Origin of the sequence: Psychrosphaera sp. F3M07 (assembly GCF_018860345.1) — a bacterium.
In the GTDB taxonomy this organism is placed as follows: Bacteria; Pseudomonadota; Gammaproteobacteria; order Enterobacterales; family Alteromonadaceae; genus Psychrosphaera; species Psychrosphaera aquimarina.
The window spans coordinates 106,274-122,925 of sequence record NZ_JAHKPJ010000011.1 but is presented as its reverse complement, the minus strand read 5'-3'; the positions used below and the strand labels follow the sequence as shown (position 1 = coordinate 122,925).

At 36.4% G+C, this 16,652-nt stretch carries 16 protein-coding genes; 9 read left to right on the top strand and 7 right to left on the bottom strand.

Going from position 1 to position 16,652, the window contains the following annotated elements:
• Window positions 1–22: 22 nt before the first annotated feature.
• The 9 genes from rnd (at window position 23) to KO505_RS04175 (ending at window position 7,526) form a co-directional block, all read left to right on the top strand.
• The gene (rnd, locus tag KO505_RS04215; RefSeq protein ID WP_216054196.1) at window positions 23–1,165 is read left to right on the top strand and encodes a ribonuclease D; all 1,143 of its coding nucleotides are present in this window, start codon (window positions 23–25) and stop codon (window positions 1,163–1,165) included.
• 31 nt (window positions 1,166–1,196) lie between these two features.
• Window positions 1,197–1,478, top strand: coding sequence for a YcgL domain-containing protein (locus KO505_RS04210; protein ID WP_216054195.1), 282 nt, complete (start codon window positions 1,197–1,199; stop codon window positions 1,476–1,478).
• A gap of 41 nt (window positions 1,479–1,519) precedes the next feature.
• A complete protein-coding gene (locus KO505_RS04205; protein ID WP_216054194.1) occupies window positions 1,520–2,542 on the top strand; it encodes a lytic transglycosylase domain-containing protein in 1,023 nt (340 codons plus the stop codon).
• Between the two features lie 24 nt (window positions 2,543–2,566).
• Window positions 2,567–3,244 (top strand): fumarylacetoacetate hydrolase family protein, encoded by a 678-nt coding sequence (locus KO505_RS04200; protein ID WP_252731637.1) that lies wholly within the window; start codon window positions 2,567–2,569, stop codon window positions 3,242–3,244.
• 33 nt (window positions 3,245–3,277) lie between these two features.
• Window positions 3,278–3,769: a YcgN family cysteine cluster protein gene (locus tag KO505_RS04195; RefSeq protein ID WP_216054193.1), complete on the top strand. Its 492-nt coding sequence runs from the start codon at window positions 3,278–3,280 to the stop codon at window positions 3,767–3,769.
• An 11-nt stretch (window positions 3,770–3,780) separates the two neighbouring features.
• A complete protein-coding gene (locus tag KO505_RS04190; protein ID WP_216054192.1) occupies window positions 3,781–4,155 on the top strand; it encodes a Fis family transcriptional regulator in 375 nt (124 codons plus the stop codon).
• Between the two features lie 29 nt (window positions 4,156–4,184).
• Window positions 4,185–4,718, top strand: coding sequence for a DUF3750 domain-containing protein (locus KO505_RS04185; RefSeq protein ID WP_216054191.1), 534 nt, complete (start codon window positions 4,185–4,187; stop codon window positions 4,716–4,718).
• Between the two features lie 175 nt (window positions 4,719–4,893).
• Entirely contained in the window at window positions 4,894–5,811 is a 918-nt protein-coding gene (nlpI, locus tag KO505_RS04180) for a lipoprotein NlpI (RefSeq protein WP_216054190.1), read from the top strand.
• The gene (locus tag KO505_RS04175; protein ID WP_216054189.1) at window positions 5,811–7,526 is read left to right on the top strand and encodes a tetratricopeptide repeat protein; all 1,716 of its coding nucleotides are present in this window, start codon (window positions 5,811–5,813) and stop codon (window positions 7,524–7,526) included. The genes nlpI and KO505_RS04175 overlap by 1 nt, the downstream gene beginning before the upstream one ends.
• 19 nt (window positions 7,527–7,545) lie before the next feature.
• Here KO505_RS04175 and KO505_RS04170 read toward each other — a convergent pair whose 3' ends face one another.
• From KO505_RS04170 to map, 7 genes are all read right to left on the bottom strand, one after another.
• Window positions 7,546–7,767, bottom strand: a complete 222-nt coding sequence (locus tag KO505_RS04170; protein ID WP_216054188.1) for a DUF3820 family protein — start codon at window positions 7,765–7,767, stop codon at window positions 7,546–7,548.
• Window positions 7,768–7,991: 224 nt separating this feature from the next.
• On the bottom strand, window positions 7,992–8,501 hold the full coding sequence (locus tag KO505_RS04165; RefSeq protein ID WP_216054187.1) for a hypothetical protein: 510 nt from the start codon (window positions 8,499–8,501) through the stop codon (window positions 7,992–7,994).
• A gap of 188 nt (window positions 8,502–8,689) precedes the next feature.
• Entirely contained in the window at window positions 8,690–9,571 is an 882-nt protein-coding gene (locus tag KO505_RS04160; protein WP_216054186.1) for a LysR substrate-binding domain-containing protein, read from the bottom strand.
• Between the two features lie 1,514 nt (window positions 9,572–11,085).
• Entirely contained in the window at window positions 11,086–12,006 is a 921-nt protein-coding gene (locus tag KO505_RS04155) for a sensor domain-containing diguanylate cyclase (protein WP_216054185.1), read from the bottom strand.
• Window positions 12,007–12,126: 120 nt separating this feature from the next.
• Window positions 12,127–12,972: a 2,3,4,5-tetrahydropyridine-2,6-dicarboxylate N-succinyltransferase gene (dapD, locus tag KO505_RS04150; RefSeq protein WP_216054184.1), complete on the bottom strand. Its 846-nt coding sequence runs from the start codon at window positions 12,970–12,972 to the stop codon at window positions 12,127–12,129.
• Window positions 12,973–12,992: 20 nt separating this feature from the next.
• Window positions 12,993–15,608, bottom strand: coding sequence for a [protein-PII] uridylyltransferase (gene glnD, locus KO505_RS04145; RefSeq protein ID WP_216054183.1), 2,616 nt, complete (start codon window positions 15,606–15,608; stop codon window positions 12,993–12,995).
• A 98-nt stretch (window positions 15,609–15,706) separates the two neighbouring features.
• A complete protein-coding gene (map, locus tag KO505_RS04140; RefSeq protein ID WP_216054182.1) occupies window positions 15,707–16,498 on the bottom strand; it encodes a type I methionyl aminopeptidase in 792 nt (263 codons plus the stop codon).
• Window positions 16,499–16,652: the final 154 nt, after the last annotated feature.

Here is a 16,652-nt window from a genome sequence, read left to right as displayed (position 1 = left end):
TTTGTTTCTAGATGGAAATAGTGTGAACAAGTTGAATAGTGAATATCTGTATATAAAAGACCAAGCGCAGTTAAATACATATTGTCAGTTAGCAAAACAGGCCGATGTACTCGCCTTAGATACCGAATTTGTCCGCACTAGAACTTTCCGTTCACACTTAGGATTAATCCAAGCTTTTGATGGCAGAGAAATAGCCTTAATCGATCCTCTATGCGATTTAGACCTAGAACCTTTTTGGCAGCTGTTATCAGACGAGTCAATTGTTAAAGTATTACATTCGTGTCATGAAGATTTAGAAGTTTTTAAATATTATGCCAAACGATTACCGACTCCTTTGTTTGATTCACAAATTGCAGGGCAATTTCTGTTTCAAGGAAAAGTGCTAGGCTTTGGTGCTATGGTTGCACAAGAATTAGGTGTTGAGTTAGATAAAGGCGAAGCTAGAACCAATTGGTTAAAACGTCCTCTTACTGATAATCAATTACATTATGCAATGAACGATGTGAAGTATTTGCTGCCTCTTTATCATAAGTTAAACGAGCAATTGATTGAGGCTGGTCTTCAACAATACAACTTGGATGAAGCCAATTTAAAAGTTAAACAAAAATGGCAAGATAAAAAAACTGACCAGTTGTTTCTCGATTTTGGTAATGCTTGGCAATTAAGCTCAAGAGAATTAGCGACACTACAAGAACTTGCTTATTGGCGATTAAGTGTTGCGCAAGAAAAAGATTTAGCACTGGGGTTTGTGGTAAAAGATGCAACGTTATTTAGTGTTGCACAGCGTCGCCCATCAGATATTAATATCTTAAAAAAGATCCCTGACTTGAATCCTCATGAAACGCGTATTCATGGAAAAGCACTCATTTTATGCGTTGATAAAGCGAAGCAAATACCTGAGGGATCTTGGCCTGTAAAAGTGCCACGACTAACTGACTACCCAACGTATAAACAAAGTTTTAAAACACTGAAACAAATGATCACTCAAAGGTCTGTAGAATTAAATGTACCAATGGAGTTACTGGCCACAAAGAAACAGTTAAATCAGTGGATTAAGTGGGTTTGGCAAGTACCTTATGCTGAAGTATCCGACTTTGAATTATCATGGCGTTATGAGTTATTAAAGCCTGTTCTTCTTAAGTGGAATGAACAGCATTCATTATAAATAGTTAATCTAGAGTAGGTGAGGAGGTTAGATGCAACTTTGTACAATTTATAAATGTTCAAAAAAAGCAGATGCATTTTTATATGTTGAAAAAGCAGATGATTTTTCTAAAGTGCCAGAAGCGTTGAGGACATTGATCGGAACGCCTAAATTATTTATGACGTTAGATTTAGATGGTAGAAAAAAATTAGGGCAAGCTGACTTAGCTAAGGTAAAAAGTGAGTTAACTGATAATGGTTTTTACCTGCAATTGCCGCCGCCAGAAAAAAATCTATTAGATCAATATAAAGAGTTGAACGGTTATTCAGATTAGTCGTCATAGTGTAATGGTTACAAATTAAATAGAGATGAATTATGAAAATTAAATTTTGGTTAGCTGGTTTGTTTTTTTCTGTATCAGCTACAACGAGCAGTTTTGCTGCAAAAGTAAGTTTTGATCAATATGTGGAAAATTTGAAACAAGAAGCGGTTGCTAAAGGTTTCTCTTCCGACTTTGTTAATGAAACATTAAAAGATTTAAACTACCTTAAACGAGTGGTTAAAGCAGATAAAAACCAACCTGAGTTTGTTGAAACATTAGATACTTATTTACCAAAACGCGTACCTGAATGGAAAGTTACCAAGGCCAGAAACGCATATAAAGAAAACCTTCCTTTATTAACCAAGATAAGTGAACAGTATGGCGTTCAACCCCGTTTTATTGTTTCACTGTGGGCATTAGAAACCAATTTTGGTCGCATCCAAGGGAAAATGCCAATTATAGATTCGTTGGTTACCTTGAGCTATGACGGACGTAGAGAAACATTCTTTAAAAATCAGTTGTGGGCATCGTTAACTATTTTACAACAAGGCCATATTAGTGAAGATAAATTTTTAGGTTCATGGGCTGGAGCGATGGGTCAATGTCAATTTATCCCAACGTCATTTTTAGCCTATGCCGCAGACGGCGATGGCGATGGTAAAAAAGACATCTGGAATAATAAAGCTGATGTTTTTGCTTCAATTGCCAATTATTTGAAATCGGAAGGTTGGTCCGACAATAAAACTTGGGGCCGTCAAGTGAAGCTTCCTAGCGGCTTTGATATGTCATTGATCATGCCAAAAGGCAGTAAAGGTCGTAGGCAATGGTTAGATAACTGGAAAGGTGCGGAAAAATCATTGGTAAATTGGCGTGAATTAGGGGTAACAAGAATGGATGGTAGTGCGTTACCAAGTGTTGATATTGACGCGGTATTGATTACACCAGATGACGCTCAAGGTCGTATATATCTTGCTTATGATAACTATAAATCTTTGATGCATTGGAATCGTTCATATTACTTTGTAACTTCTGTAGGCACGTTAGCTGATAGAATTGGTTACCCTAAAATTTTATAACTCAACTTCTATCGGACGTTTGTTATGGAACAGATTTATCATCATAAAGATATACAAGGAAAGTACCTACCTTTTCCAGCAGGGAAGGTAGTGTGCATCGGGCAAAACTACGCTGATCATATTGCAGAATTAAACAGTGTCACACGTCCAGAGGCCCTATTTTTCATCAAGCCTAATAGCGCCTTGTGTTCAGTTGAACCTAGCTTTGAGATCCCTAAACAAGCTGGTCCTTGCCATAATGAGTTGGAATTAGCAGTGTTAATCTCTAAACCATTAAAAAAAGTGACAGCAAACAAAGTTCAAGATGCTATTTGGGGATACGGGTTAGCTTTAGACTTAACTTTAAGAACCGTTCAATCAAAGTTAAAACAGCAAGGTCGACCTTGGGAGCTAGCGAAAGGTTTTGACGGGGCTTGTCCTATATCACCATTTATTAACAAATCAGAAATAACATCCCCTCAAAATAGTGACTTAGTATTAACGGTAAACCAACAAATCCGTCAAAACGGTAATAGCAAAGATATGATCAGGCCTATAAATGAACTGATTGCACAGATGAGTCAACATTTTACATTAATGCCTGGCGATGTTGTATTAACGGGAACTCCGGCTGGAGTTGGACCGTTAAAAAATAGTGACCAATTAACGTTAACGATATCCTCTGGTGAGAAAACTTGGCAATTTGCTTCAGTTGTACGTTGAATTTAAATTTAACTTTGTATAGAAAGAGAAAAGATGGAACCGTTTTGGAAAACTAAATCATTACAACAAATGACTCGTAGCGAATGGGAGTCATTATGTGACGGGTGTGCCAAATGTTGTTTACATAAATTAATTGACGATGACGAGCAAGACCAAATGGTCGATACCAATGTTATGTCGGATTCAGAACAATTACATTTTACCTCTGTTGCTTGTCAGTTTTTAAATGATAAAAAGTGTGAATGTACTGTGTATCCAGAACGTACCACCTTAGTGCCTAGCTGTGTACAATTAACTCAGGACAATTTAGATCAAGTATTTTATATGCCAAGTAGTTGTAGCTATCGACGATTACAAGAAGGTCGAGGTTTACCGAGTTGGCACCCGTTATTACACAAAGGTAAAAAATCTAAAATGCATCAAGCGGGTATGTCTGTAAGAGGCAAAGTTGTGTTTGATAACTTAGTAGAAGAACAGCAATACGAAGACTTTATCGTTGTTTGGCCTTTACAGGATGTTGATTAGATAAACTTTGTATGCGTAAATCTGATAAAAAAATCGACAATCAAATTAGAGCTATCTTAACTGAATTATGTGAAGTCTATTTCGAAGACGTACCTGGTTTTAAATGGTTAACGCATGTGGTTAATTATGCCTCTTTCCCCAATAGCCTTCGGGTGATCTGTGTGTTCGAAAGTAAACAGCAAGTAGCGCATTTTTTATCATTGGATAATCAAGTTAAAGTAAATCCATTGTCGGCGCTATCCGTTTTAAATAAACAGCTTAATGCGATTGGAATTAACACGAAGAAACTCGACAAGCTGATCCAATATGACAGTGAAGATTGCTGTTTACATGATAATCATGGTCATTGGGCAGAGCGTATCAAAGCTCGTTATTCATTCTCCTAATATATCTACTATCTAAAATGGAAGTTGTTATGCCTAAACTTGTGTTCATTACTTTATTACTTAGTTTGTTATCCGCTTGTACAAATACGAATTGGCAAACAGCGAGTAGAGAATCATCTGGGCTTGCCGCCAAGCCCAATATAGAAAAACAAGCGATTATCGAGTTTTATGGGGCGGATGCGTTTAGCTGGCGAGGTTGGTTTGCTATCCATACCTGGGTGGCAGTAAAAGAACAAGATGCTAGCGAATATACCGTATATGAGGTTACCGGTTGGCGAGTGAATAGAGGCTTGCCAGCTTTACGTGAATATACAACTGCAACGCCAGATAGGTATTGGTATGGAGCAAAACCAGAAAAAATATTATCTATTAGCGGAGATAAAGCTGCGAAATTAATTCCTAAAATCAAAGAGGCGGTAAAGCGTTATCCCTGGGCGAATGAATATACCCTTTTCCCTGGACCTAACAGCAATACGTTTCCGACTTGGATAGGCTTACAAATTCCAGAGTTGAATTTAGATATGCCATTTAGAGCGATTGGCAGTGGATTTGCTTCTAATTAAAACAATAAAGGACGATGAACGATTTCTTAAGTTTCTTGTCTTTCTTTACACTAGTCGTTTAACTAAAAAGTTAACATTTAACCCTAAGTTGTATCATATTGAACCCGATGCGATTTAGTACTTATTACCATAGAAAATTTATGTTATTAATAGGTTTCTATAGGTAGGAGAGAATATGAAACCCATTTTGTTGGCTGTAATTGTCGCAACAAGTTTGTTGGCTGGATGTGCCACTCAACCTAAGGTATTGGATAATAGCCAACCCCATATTGTAAACAATGTTGTTATTACAGAACCGCTTGCTGTTGATTATAAAAGTGAATTGGCAATTGCCAAACTGACACAAATCATCAATCACGTTAAATTAGATCAAGATAAACTAGCACAAATGTTATATGACCGTGGCGTAATATATGACAGTTTAGGGTTACGTTCTTTAGCGCAATTAGATTTTCGTAGAGCATTAGAATTAAAACCAGATCATGCAGATGCGTATAATTTCATTGGCATACACATGACCTTAATTGGCCAGTATAGCCAAGCATTTGAAGCATTCGATTCGGCACTAGAGATAGAACCTGATCATAGTTATGCCCATCTAAATAGAGGGATTGCATTACATTATTATGGTCGAAATGGGTTATCCATAGAAGACTTAGAATTATTTTTTATCAAAGATCAGACTGACCCATACAGAGCAATTTGGTTATATTTAGCTGAATATGAAAGTAATCCAAAAGAAGCCAGATTACGTTTGATGGGTAACTCCAAAATGTTGGATAAATCTAAATGGGCAAATGACATTGTTGCTTTGTACTTAGGAAACCTAAGTGAACAAGACTTTATTAATAATATGGGTGAAAACCTTACAGACGGTAGACAGCTAGTGGATCGTTTATGTGAAGGGTATTTTTATTTAGCTAAGTTGAAGTTAATCAACAATCAAATAGAATCGGCGAAAAACTATTTTAGGCTTGTGTTGTCTACGAATGTTCATGAATTTGTGGAACACAAATACGCTCGATTAGAGTTAAATGAATTATATAAAAAAGATAAACAACAATATTTAGGCTTGTTACCTACTAACCAATAATGGATGGAGTAATCTTTGCTTTCAGGTTATTGGTAAACCTACTATTTTTGCTGTTGGTGCAAGCCGACAGCATTATTTTTTCTACCTCATTAATCAATTATCATTTCACTCAGTCACAATCATATATTTATACCGCGGCAAAGTTAGATAATGCCGATGCCAACTACCAACTATTTTTACTCACGCAGGATGAACTGTGGTTAAAAAAAGCCGCCAGTTTAAATCATATTGATGGCCTATATTCATGGTATTCCGTATTAAAAGCACAAAATAACAACAATCAACACGTTTGGTTACAACAAGCAATTAACCTTGGTCATAAACAAGCAACGTTAGAAAAACTCCAACTATTAGTGAACGCAAAACAATGGCAATCGGCATATGATTTTCAACAATTACATTTAAATGTATTAAACCGATTAGGTGGGTCGTTAACGCAACAATATCAACAAGTACAAAATTTATTATCTATATTTCTTGACCGTTCAGAACTAAACAAATCTTCTGGGAATGTGGCAGTAACATTAAATGAAAACCTGTCAGAAACTATTGTCCATAAGGCAATCCAGGTTATTCCTAAGCTCAAGTGTAAAATAACAATCCAAGCGATAGTGGAATCAACTGCGTTACTAAGTAAAGCCAAACAGTTTGAAACGGCATTGTCCCGTTCCGCTTTGAGTGATTTGTCGATTTGTTTTTTACCACCACAAGTGACAATGGAACTGCAAATTATTTGTCAGCCTGATATTTATAACCGGATTGAATGTAACTTAAACCAGTTAGCGCAAACATTAACCAATGTTATCGATGTTGCACCTGTTAACTATACCCATCTTATGGTGATAGTGGATCAAGGAGATGCTAATACTCGAGGTGGTTTGATGTATTTAGATAAACTCGATAATGACAGTGTATTTATACACGAATTAGCGCATTGGCTTGGGTTGGTTGATGAGTATCAACTAAAAGCAAAACAACAACAGCAATTGTGTTCAGTATCTGAAGCTAAATGGATAAGTCCTAATTTGTTTGTTGCACCAAAAAAGTTGAGTGTAAACCAACTAGAAAGCTTGGTGGGTCATAAATTATTCCCCGCAAAAACGTGTGTTGGTTCTGAGTTTAACGCGTATAAAAAGTACGCATCTTCTAGTTTTATGGAATTTTTAGATTTACCTTTGTCGTCAGAATATGCACAAACCATAAAACAGACACTCGATTACACAAAAACACTGCCTGTCGCGATGAACTTTTGGGTTTATTATTTAAATAATAAAAGCCGTGCAACAGAACAATCACAAATTGAATTATTAGATATTGAGTATGTGAAGTGGCTTGAAGTAGCTGCTGAACAACAATACACGCCGGCAATGACCCTGTTAGCACAACGACATATTGAAAATAGCCAAAACACAGATGCTTATAATTTATTGTTAAAATCCGCAGAGCTGGGAAATGTTAATGCTCAATTGTTATTAGGTCACGGTTATCTTGACGGTAGTTGGTTGCCACAGGATATTGTTAAGTCAGCTTATTGGTATCAACAGGCGGCTAAACTAAAAGACCCTTACGGTTTATATTTTTATGCTAAGTGCCACGAAATGGGCTGGGGCTGTGAGTTTTCTCTTGAAAAGGCCTTAGATTATTACCAACAATCTAAATCATTGGGTAATAAACTTGCTAGTAAGCGATTAAATGCATTAAATATTACCCTATAAACAAACACTAGATTTAACATTATCGTTTGTCGTCAATTAATGGCTTTAACATGCCTTCTAAGCCATTTAATTTAATTTCATATAATAACGCCAGTTGTTGGCCTAATTTTCCCTTTGGGAAGCCTTTCTGATGGAACCAAACTAAATAGGGTTCAGGTAATTCTATTAATTTTCTGCCAGCGTACTTACCAAAAGGCATGGTTGTATTGATCGCTTCTTTCATCGATTGAGGGTCAAACATTAAGGTTAATCCAGAGTATTCTTTAATGGTAGATGATCAATAATGCAGAAACAAAAAGCAACGCTTATTTAGAAAATAATGATGTTGTTATTGATTGGCAATTTAAGCAGGAAGGGATAAATAAAAAAAGGTTTTAAGTCATCAACATTAAAACCTTTTAAGTCGTTGCCGGGAGCTAGTAAAAGCCTCCCGTTTCAATGTATTAATCAAAATTACACCCTTAATTATGCCTGTGTTAACTGCATTGTTTTAAATTGAATATTGTCCGCTTGTTGGTGGATCAGTTTTAATAAGTTACCTTCAATTATTGATGTGTTTTTAACTTCAGCCGCTTCCATTAAATCTTGTAATGCGCCATCAAAGTCTTGCATTTTAGTTTTGAATATAGCTCGGTTATTTAAAGCTAACGATACAAAACGTGCCGCAGAACTGTCACTTTCAACAAATGTTTTAGATAAAACAATTGCTTCATCACAAGCTTTATTTGCTAAGTCAAACTGACCCGAGTTTGCATAAGCAACACATAAATTCATTTGCATAGCAACTTGCTCATCTGCCTTTGTGTTTGATGTGCGAGCAACAATTCTATTGATGCCTTTTTCATAATTACCTTTACGGATATCAGATGCACCATCTGAACCTTGTACAACGGCCATTTTAAACGTTGCTGGAGCTTCAGCCATTACGCTTGAAGCAAATAGGGTAGTGAGGGTTAATGTTAATAATTTTTTCATGTCATTCTCCGAGTATTTAGGGCAACGAATGTTTTCGTTATGGTTACTCTAGTGAATCTGAGCAGGGTTGACAAAGGAGATAAATCACTTCAATAAAACAATATAATTCACTTATACAAATAAAAAAAAACTGACCTGCAATCGACTAAAATTACCAAGGTCAGTTCTATTTAAAACACTAACAGAATTTAGTATTTTCCAAACTCAGTCAGTAGCCACTGAACAAAGATATCTAAATCTTCTCTTGAGGCGTGCCAATCATGTTGAATTAAATAATACTTATCTCTGGTTTTTAACTGTTGTTCAAAGAGCGGGTAAATCACACCTTCATCAAACCAATTTTGGCTTAACGGTAAAGGTATTAAAGCGATTCCTATTCCCTGTTGTGCCGCTCTTGCCACGGAAAACATACTGTCTACTTGAACTATACGTTTAGGAGAAAAATCGACGATATCATTTTCTTCTGCCCATTGATGCCATGCCCATGGTCTAGATTGATGAACAATTAATGGCGCTTGACTTAACGCCTCTTTGCCAAATGGTTTCAGCTTTTTAAATAAATCAGGGCTACATGCAGGCATGTAGCTAATTGGAAATAATTCATAGACAATTGCATCTGTTGGCTTACTACTAGCAAGTACAATAGACAGATTCGTATCTTTAGAGCTTTGTGTTCTATTTTTAACGGTTTCTAATTGCAAGTTAATATTTGGATGGTTTTCAGACCACTCATTTAACCTTGGAACAAATACTTCACTTGAGAAAAATTCGGGCAAAGTAATGCTAATTGAAGACATTGAGCTTGAGTTGGTAAACTCAGTTATCGTCGTCTCTAATTGCTCAATGATAGGTGCTACTTTTTTATAAAATAATTTCCCATCTTCCGTTAACTCTATAGCACGAGTTTGTCTTAGAAAGAGTTGTTTATCTATTTGCTGCTCTAATAATCTAATTTGGTGACTAATAGCAGAAGGGGTTAGGTAGAGTTGAGCCGCTGCATGTTTAAAACTTAAACATTTAGCTGCTACACAAAAAGACCTTAAGCCTCGAATTGGCGTTTGAACAGCCATATAACACCTTTGTTATAAATATTGAAAGTACAGCATGAATAAGCAATGCCTGAGCCAGAGTGTAACTAATTGATATTGTTATAAATAATAATTATTAGTTTGTGTTACGCACCAACTTGGTGAGTTATGATTAAAAAGTAAAAAGAAAATACCAAAATGGGTGCCCTAAAAAAGTACATTTGAACGTTTGCACTTAAATAGGTTATGGGCATTTAAATCGGTTAAAGCTGTCTAAATCAGTAGAGGGATTAAATACAAATCAACAACCGTAAACGAATTAAGTTATTTAATTAAGCGATACTGGCCGGGAAGGTTTCACTGGAAAGCTGTTAATAGATAGATCAGGCAAAAAAAAGGGCACACAAATTGTGTGCCCAAAAAGACTACTCAAATTTAATCTCCACAAAATAGAGAGTAAATAAAATCAATCAACAGGGTTGATCCGTGCTTGAGGAGCAACGAACTGAGCTTAGAGTAAAACATCTAATAACCGTCAACAAACGATAGAAATTAAACCAACAGTTGAATTAGATTAACTCGTTAGCATTTCAAAATGGATTCTAACGATTACTAAATTACAGGCAAAAAAAAGGGCACACAAATTGTGTGCCCAAAAAGACTACTCATATTTAATCTCCACAAAATGGAGAGTAAATAAAATCAATCAACAGGGTTGATCCGTGCTTGAGGAGCAACGAACTGAGCTTAGAGTAAAACATCTAATAACCGTCAACAAACGATAGAAATTAATCTAACAGTTGAATTAGATTAACTCGTTAGCATTTCAAAATGGATTCTAACGATTACTAAATTACAGGCAAAAAAAAGGGCACACAAATTGTGTGCCCAAAAAGACTACTCATATTTAATCTCCACGAAGTAGAGAGTAAATAAAATCAATCAACAGGGTTGATCCGTGCTTGAGGAGCAACGAACTGAGCTTAGAGTAAAACATCTAATACCCGTCAACAAACGATAGAAATTAATCTAACAGTTGAATTAGATTAACTCGCCTGTACTTCAAAATGGATTCTAACGATTACTAAATTACAGGCAAAAAAAAGGGCACACAAATTGTGTGCCCAAAAAGACTACTAATATTTAATCTCCACAACAAGACATTAAATAAAATCAATCAACAGGGTGATTCGAGCTTGAGGAGCACCGAACTGGGGTTAGATTATTCGATACTTTATTTGGAAACAAATGATACGAATTCACGTTATAAGTGAACAGATTTCACCTATTCAAACCTGCATTTACATTGGCCCATAATTTAAATTAGTCGGCTGTAAGTAACGATTACTAAATTACAGGCAAAAAAAAGGGCACACAAATTGTGTGCCCAAAAAGACTACTCATATTTAATCTCCACGAAGTAGAGAGTAAATAAAATCAATCAACAGGGTAGATCCGTGCTTGAGGGCATCGAATTGGAATTAGAGTAAAACATCTAAGGTAGTGGGACAAACGATTGGAATTCACCTAACGGGTGAGTAAAATTAATCCATTAATTAACTGCAGATTTTATTACGCCCAGATACTTTAGCGATATATAAGTTTTTGTCAGCAAGCTTCATAATTTGCTCTAGGTCATCAACATCACTTTCATAGGTGCACATCCCAATAGAGGTTGTGACAGCAACGTTGACACCATCAATAATAAATGGCGAGTCTGAAATTGCTTTTCTGCAACGCTCTGCAATATCTAACGCATTTTCTTTATTGGCGTCTGGCAATAACACGGCAAATTCTTCACCGCCAATACGAGCAAATATATCGTAACTGCGAAGTTCTTTATTTATTCGGTCGGTAAAACTTTTTAACACATTATCGCCACAGCTATGTCCATAGTTATCATTTACAAGCTTAAAGTGGTCAATATCTAAGATCATAATGGATGCGGATAAGTTTTTACGCTGGCAACGAATTAATTCATTATTGGCAACAAGGTAAAAATGTCTGCGGTTATATATGCCCGTTAAGCTATCGGTTGCAGCTAAAGAGGCTAATTGTTTCTGCGTTTTGAGTAATTCAAACTGTTGAATTTTACTGGCTGTAATATTGGTAGCGTATAGAAAAAGGTATTCATCAACCAGTTGTTCAGTGATAAGGAACCAACTTCCGTCTTTGGTATCGATTTCAAATGAACGGTGAGAAGTACTTCTTCTTTTCATATTTGCGGTGTGGAGCCAAGCTTCAATATCGTTAGTTTCAATATTGACACCGGTTTTATTGTAATAGCTGTTGGATATGATTTGCGAAAATGACTTGCCGACAATCATATCAACAGTTTCAAAACCAAATAAGTTGGCAAAAGACAAATTGCAATAAGCTATTTCATCATATTGATCAAATATAGCGATACTATCGTCAGTCTTGTTTAAAGCCTGTATCAATATGTATTGAAGTTCTTGAGATAAAGAATTAATCATTTATTGTTTACGAAAATAAGTAATGTATTAAACCTAGCACAAATTACTATTGTATAAACCTAGAATTGTTTCAATTACAAAAAAAGCGCCGTTAGGCGCTTGATTCAAATTGAGAATAGGTTATTCATCAATACTTCGAAGTAACGCATTAACGCCTACTTTGGCACGCGTTTGTGCGTCAACTTTTTTAACGATGATTGCCGCATATAAAGAATGGCTACCGTCTTTTGAAGGTAATGACCCAGGTACAACTACCGCACCAGCAGGAACACGACCATAAGTTATCTCACCGGTTTCACGGTCAAAAATTCGCGTTGATTGACTGATGTAAACACCCATAGAAAGTACAGCACCTTCTTCAACAATGACACCTTCTACTACTTCAGAACGAGCACCGATGAAACAATTGTCTTCAATTATGGTAGGATTCGCTTGTAATGGCTCTAAAACGCCACCTATGCCAACACCACCAGATAAATGTACATTCTTACCAATTTGTGCACACGAGCCAACAGTCGCCCATGTATCAACCATAGTGCCATCATCAACATATGCACCAATATTGGTATAAGAAGGCATTAAAACAACGTTTTTACCAACATAAGATCCTTTACGTGCTGCAGCAGGAGGAACAACACGCATGCCGCCTTGTTTGAAATCAGCTTCAGTATATGACGCAAATTTATTATCAACTTTGTCATAAAATCGAGTTTCGCCACCTTCCATTACTTCGTTGTCACGAATTCTGAAAGATAATAAAACCGCTTTTTTAAGCCATTGGTGAACTATCCACTCACCTGATACTTTTTCTGCAACTCGGGCTTTACCGCTGTCTAACAGTTCTAATGCTTGTTCAACCGAAGATTTAACTTCTGCTGTAACAGTCGCTGGGGTAATTGCATCGCGGTTTTCAAATGCTTGTTCTATTATCTCTTGCAAAGAGCTTAGGTTTTGTAACTCAGTCATGACTTTCCTAAATTTATTGTTTATTGATCTAATTCTAATTTTAACGCTTTTACTAATGATGCTTTTTGTTCATCATTTAATTTGGTTCTTTCCACGGTAGACACTCTAAAAATGTCTTCTGCTTTTTCGCCTATGGTCGATATTTTGGCAGAATACAACATGATATTATTTTGTTTAAATACTTTTGCGATCTTAGCTAAAACCCCTGGTGTATCCAAAGCAGTTAATTCCATCATGTTACTGTATTTATTAGAGTCTTCTTTAAATCTCACCGTTACTGGAATTTTAAATTGCTTAATTTGCCTTGGTGTTCGTTTAGAGAAAGTAGAACTGCACTCGCCTGTTAAAATAACTTGTTCCACTAAGGTTCTAATATCTTCACGTCGTTCAGCAGTAGATATAAGCGTATTATCTTGTTCTAAGATGATGAAAGTATCGATAACATAGCCGTCTTTGGTATTTAATATATGTGCATCTACCACATTGGCATTTTTTGTATCAAATGTAGTTACGATATCAGCAAATAATCCAGGCTGATCTTTTGCGTAAACAAATACTTGAGTGCCACCACGAACGGCTTTTTCACTAATTAACACCAAAGGTCGTTTAGAGCGATTACTATGGCCTAACAGCTTTTCGGTATGCCACTCAATGTGTTTTGGCGCATGACGTGCAAAATATAAAGTACGGATCTGTTTCCAAATTCGTTGGACTTTATCAGCCGGATGGCCATTCTTTTCTAATAATATAAGGGCTTGTTCTTTATTTGCTTTGGCTGTTTCACGCATATCTTTGGCATTCTCTAAACCTTGACGTAGCGCTCTTTGTGTTGCCATGTATAAGTCAGCCATTAACGTACTCTTCCAATCATTCCATAAATTGGTATTAGTGGCTCTTACATCCGCTACGGTTAAGCAGTAAAGTAAATCCAAACGAGTTTCGTCTTTAACCGTTTTTGCAAAGTTAGCTATAACATCAGGATCGTAGATATCACTTTTTTGTGCCGTAACCGACATCAACAAATGACTTTCCACTAACCAACTGATTATTTTAGTATCTGATTTAGGTAACTTATGTAGTTCACCAAAACTAGTTGCATCTATCGCACCTAATTTAGAATGGTCTCCACCTCGACCTTTGCCTATATCGTGGAATATACCAGCAATATAAAGTAATTCTGGTTTATCCATACGTTTCATGATGCCACTGCACAGTGGGAACTCATCTTTATGTTCTTCAATCGTAAAACGATGTAAGTTTTGAATTAAACGGTGCGTATGTTCATCTACCGTGTAAGCGTGGAATAAATCAAACTGCATTTGCCCAACGACATGTCGCCAATTCGGCATGTAATACGCCAATACGCTATGACGTAACATGAGTGTAAATGCACGGCCCATTGCGTTAGGGTGGTGAAAAAATTCTAATAAGGCGTTACGACAGTATGCTAAGTCTTGCAAGTCACCCATTAATCGGCGACGTACACGACGAAGTAAACGGATAGTCGAAGAGTGGAGTTTTTCAATTTCTTCATGTTCAGCAATATGAGTGAACATTTTGATGATATTGGCTCGATTGAAAAACACATCTTCGTGTTTAACTAATAGAGAGCGACCATGTATAGCAAAATCATTATCTATATCTGTTATCTCTCTAGTAATGCCAAGAATGGCCGAGTTAAATAATTGTAATAACATGGTATTTAATTCAACCACACGACGGGCAACGCGGAAGAAACGTTTCATCATGCGTTCAACTGCGGCTTTACCATCGTCACCAAACCCCATCATTTCAGCAACGTCAGGTTGGTAATCAAATAACAAACGGTTTTCACTGCGATTAGCTACCACATGCAGGGCAAAACGCATTTGCCATAAATAATCTTGGCACTCTTCCATCTCTTGATATTCATCTTGCAATAAATACTCATGTTTCACTAAGTCAGCCACACTTTGGGTATCAAAGTGTTTTTTAGCCACCCAAGAGATTGTCTGCAAATCACGTAAACACCCTGGGTTGGCTTTTAAATTAGGTTCAAGGTTGTAAGACGTTGAATGGTAACGGTTATGTCTTTGTGTTTGTTCTTCACGTTTGGCTAGGTAAAAAGCTTGAGAGGTAATAAATTTAGAATTGGTTAGCTCGTCACAAAGGATTTTGAAGATATCATTGTTACCCGATAACGGTCGTCGTTCCATTAAGTTAGTGGCAATAGTGATGTCGTCTTTAGCAATATTTAACGTCTCTTTGATGGTTCGAACAGAGTGACCAACATCAAACTTTAAATCCCACAAGGTGGTAATGAAGGTACTTATTTTTTCTGTTGAACTTGAAGAGATTGCTTTTTTGGATAACAACAATAAGTCGACATCAGACTGAGGGTGCAATTCTTTACGACCATAACCACCTACGGCGACTAAACTAAGATTGTTATCTTGGTTTAGTCCCGCATGTTCCCACACATTTTGTAATATAAAGTCAACAAACTCAGCACGAGCGGTTACCAAATAACGAACTGGGATCAGATTAAAATTTTGAATACTCCAATCTGAAAATTGTTTTATACGTTCTTTGTATTCCATTAAATTAAACGGAACGGGTAATGGCGCTAAAAGTGGTGCTGGTATTTCAAAAATCATTTTTTTCTCTTTGTTAAACAATAGATAAGCTTTGATTAATTGATAGCTTCGATTTATGGCTTACATCATATGACTCATATTAACTTTTTTATGTTTTCTTAATGTGATATCACTCTTGGGAAGTTCTCATCATTACGCAAGGTAAGTACTTCTACGCCATTATCAGTGACTAACAAAGTGTGTTCCCATTGGGCAGATAATTTTCTATCTTTGGTTACGGCAGTCCATTGGTCTTTTAACACTTTTAAACGGTAAGTACCTGCATTAATCATAGGTTCTATCGTGAAACACATACCCGCTTGTAATTCAGGGCCAGTGCCAGCTTTACCATAATGAACTATCTGTGGCTCTTCATGAAAACCTTCACCGATACCATGACCACAAAAATCACGAACAACAGAATATGAATTAGCTTCTGCATGTTTTTGAATAATTTCACCTATGTCACCTAAACGGCAACCAGGTTTCACAATTTCAATCGCCTTGTATAAACATTCTTGTGTCACTCTAGCTAAACGCTGAGCTAAGATAGTTGGTTCACCAACAAAAAACATTTTTGAGGTATCACCATGTACACCATTTTTAATAACGGTTACATCGATATTGACACTGTCACCATTTTTTAACGGTTTGTCGTCTGGGATACCATGACAAATAACATGATTTACCGATGTACAAATTGATTTAGGAAAAGGAGGGTGTCCATAATTTAATGGGGCTGGAATACATCCTTGAACATCAACAATATAATTATGACAAATCGTATTTAATTCATCAGTAGTTACGCCCGGTTTTACGTGCTCGCCAATCATTTCTAGCACTTCGGCTGCCAACTTTCCGGCAATGCGCATTTTTTCAATTAGTTCAGGTGTCTTAATAATAGCTGACATAGATTCCTCTCTCTAATAGGACACAACCATTAGGAAATTACCGAAAATGTTAAAAAATGAACGATTTTTTTGGCAATTAGTTGTGTTTGCTAAGCCTCTTATGGTATAAAGCGCGCCTTATTTTTACAAAGGTTTTTTGAGTATTTACTTAAAT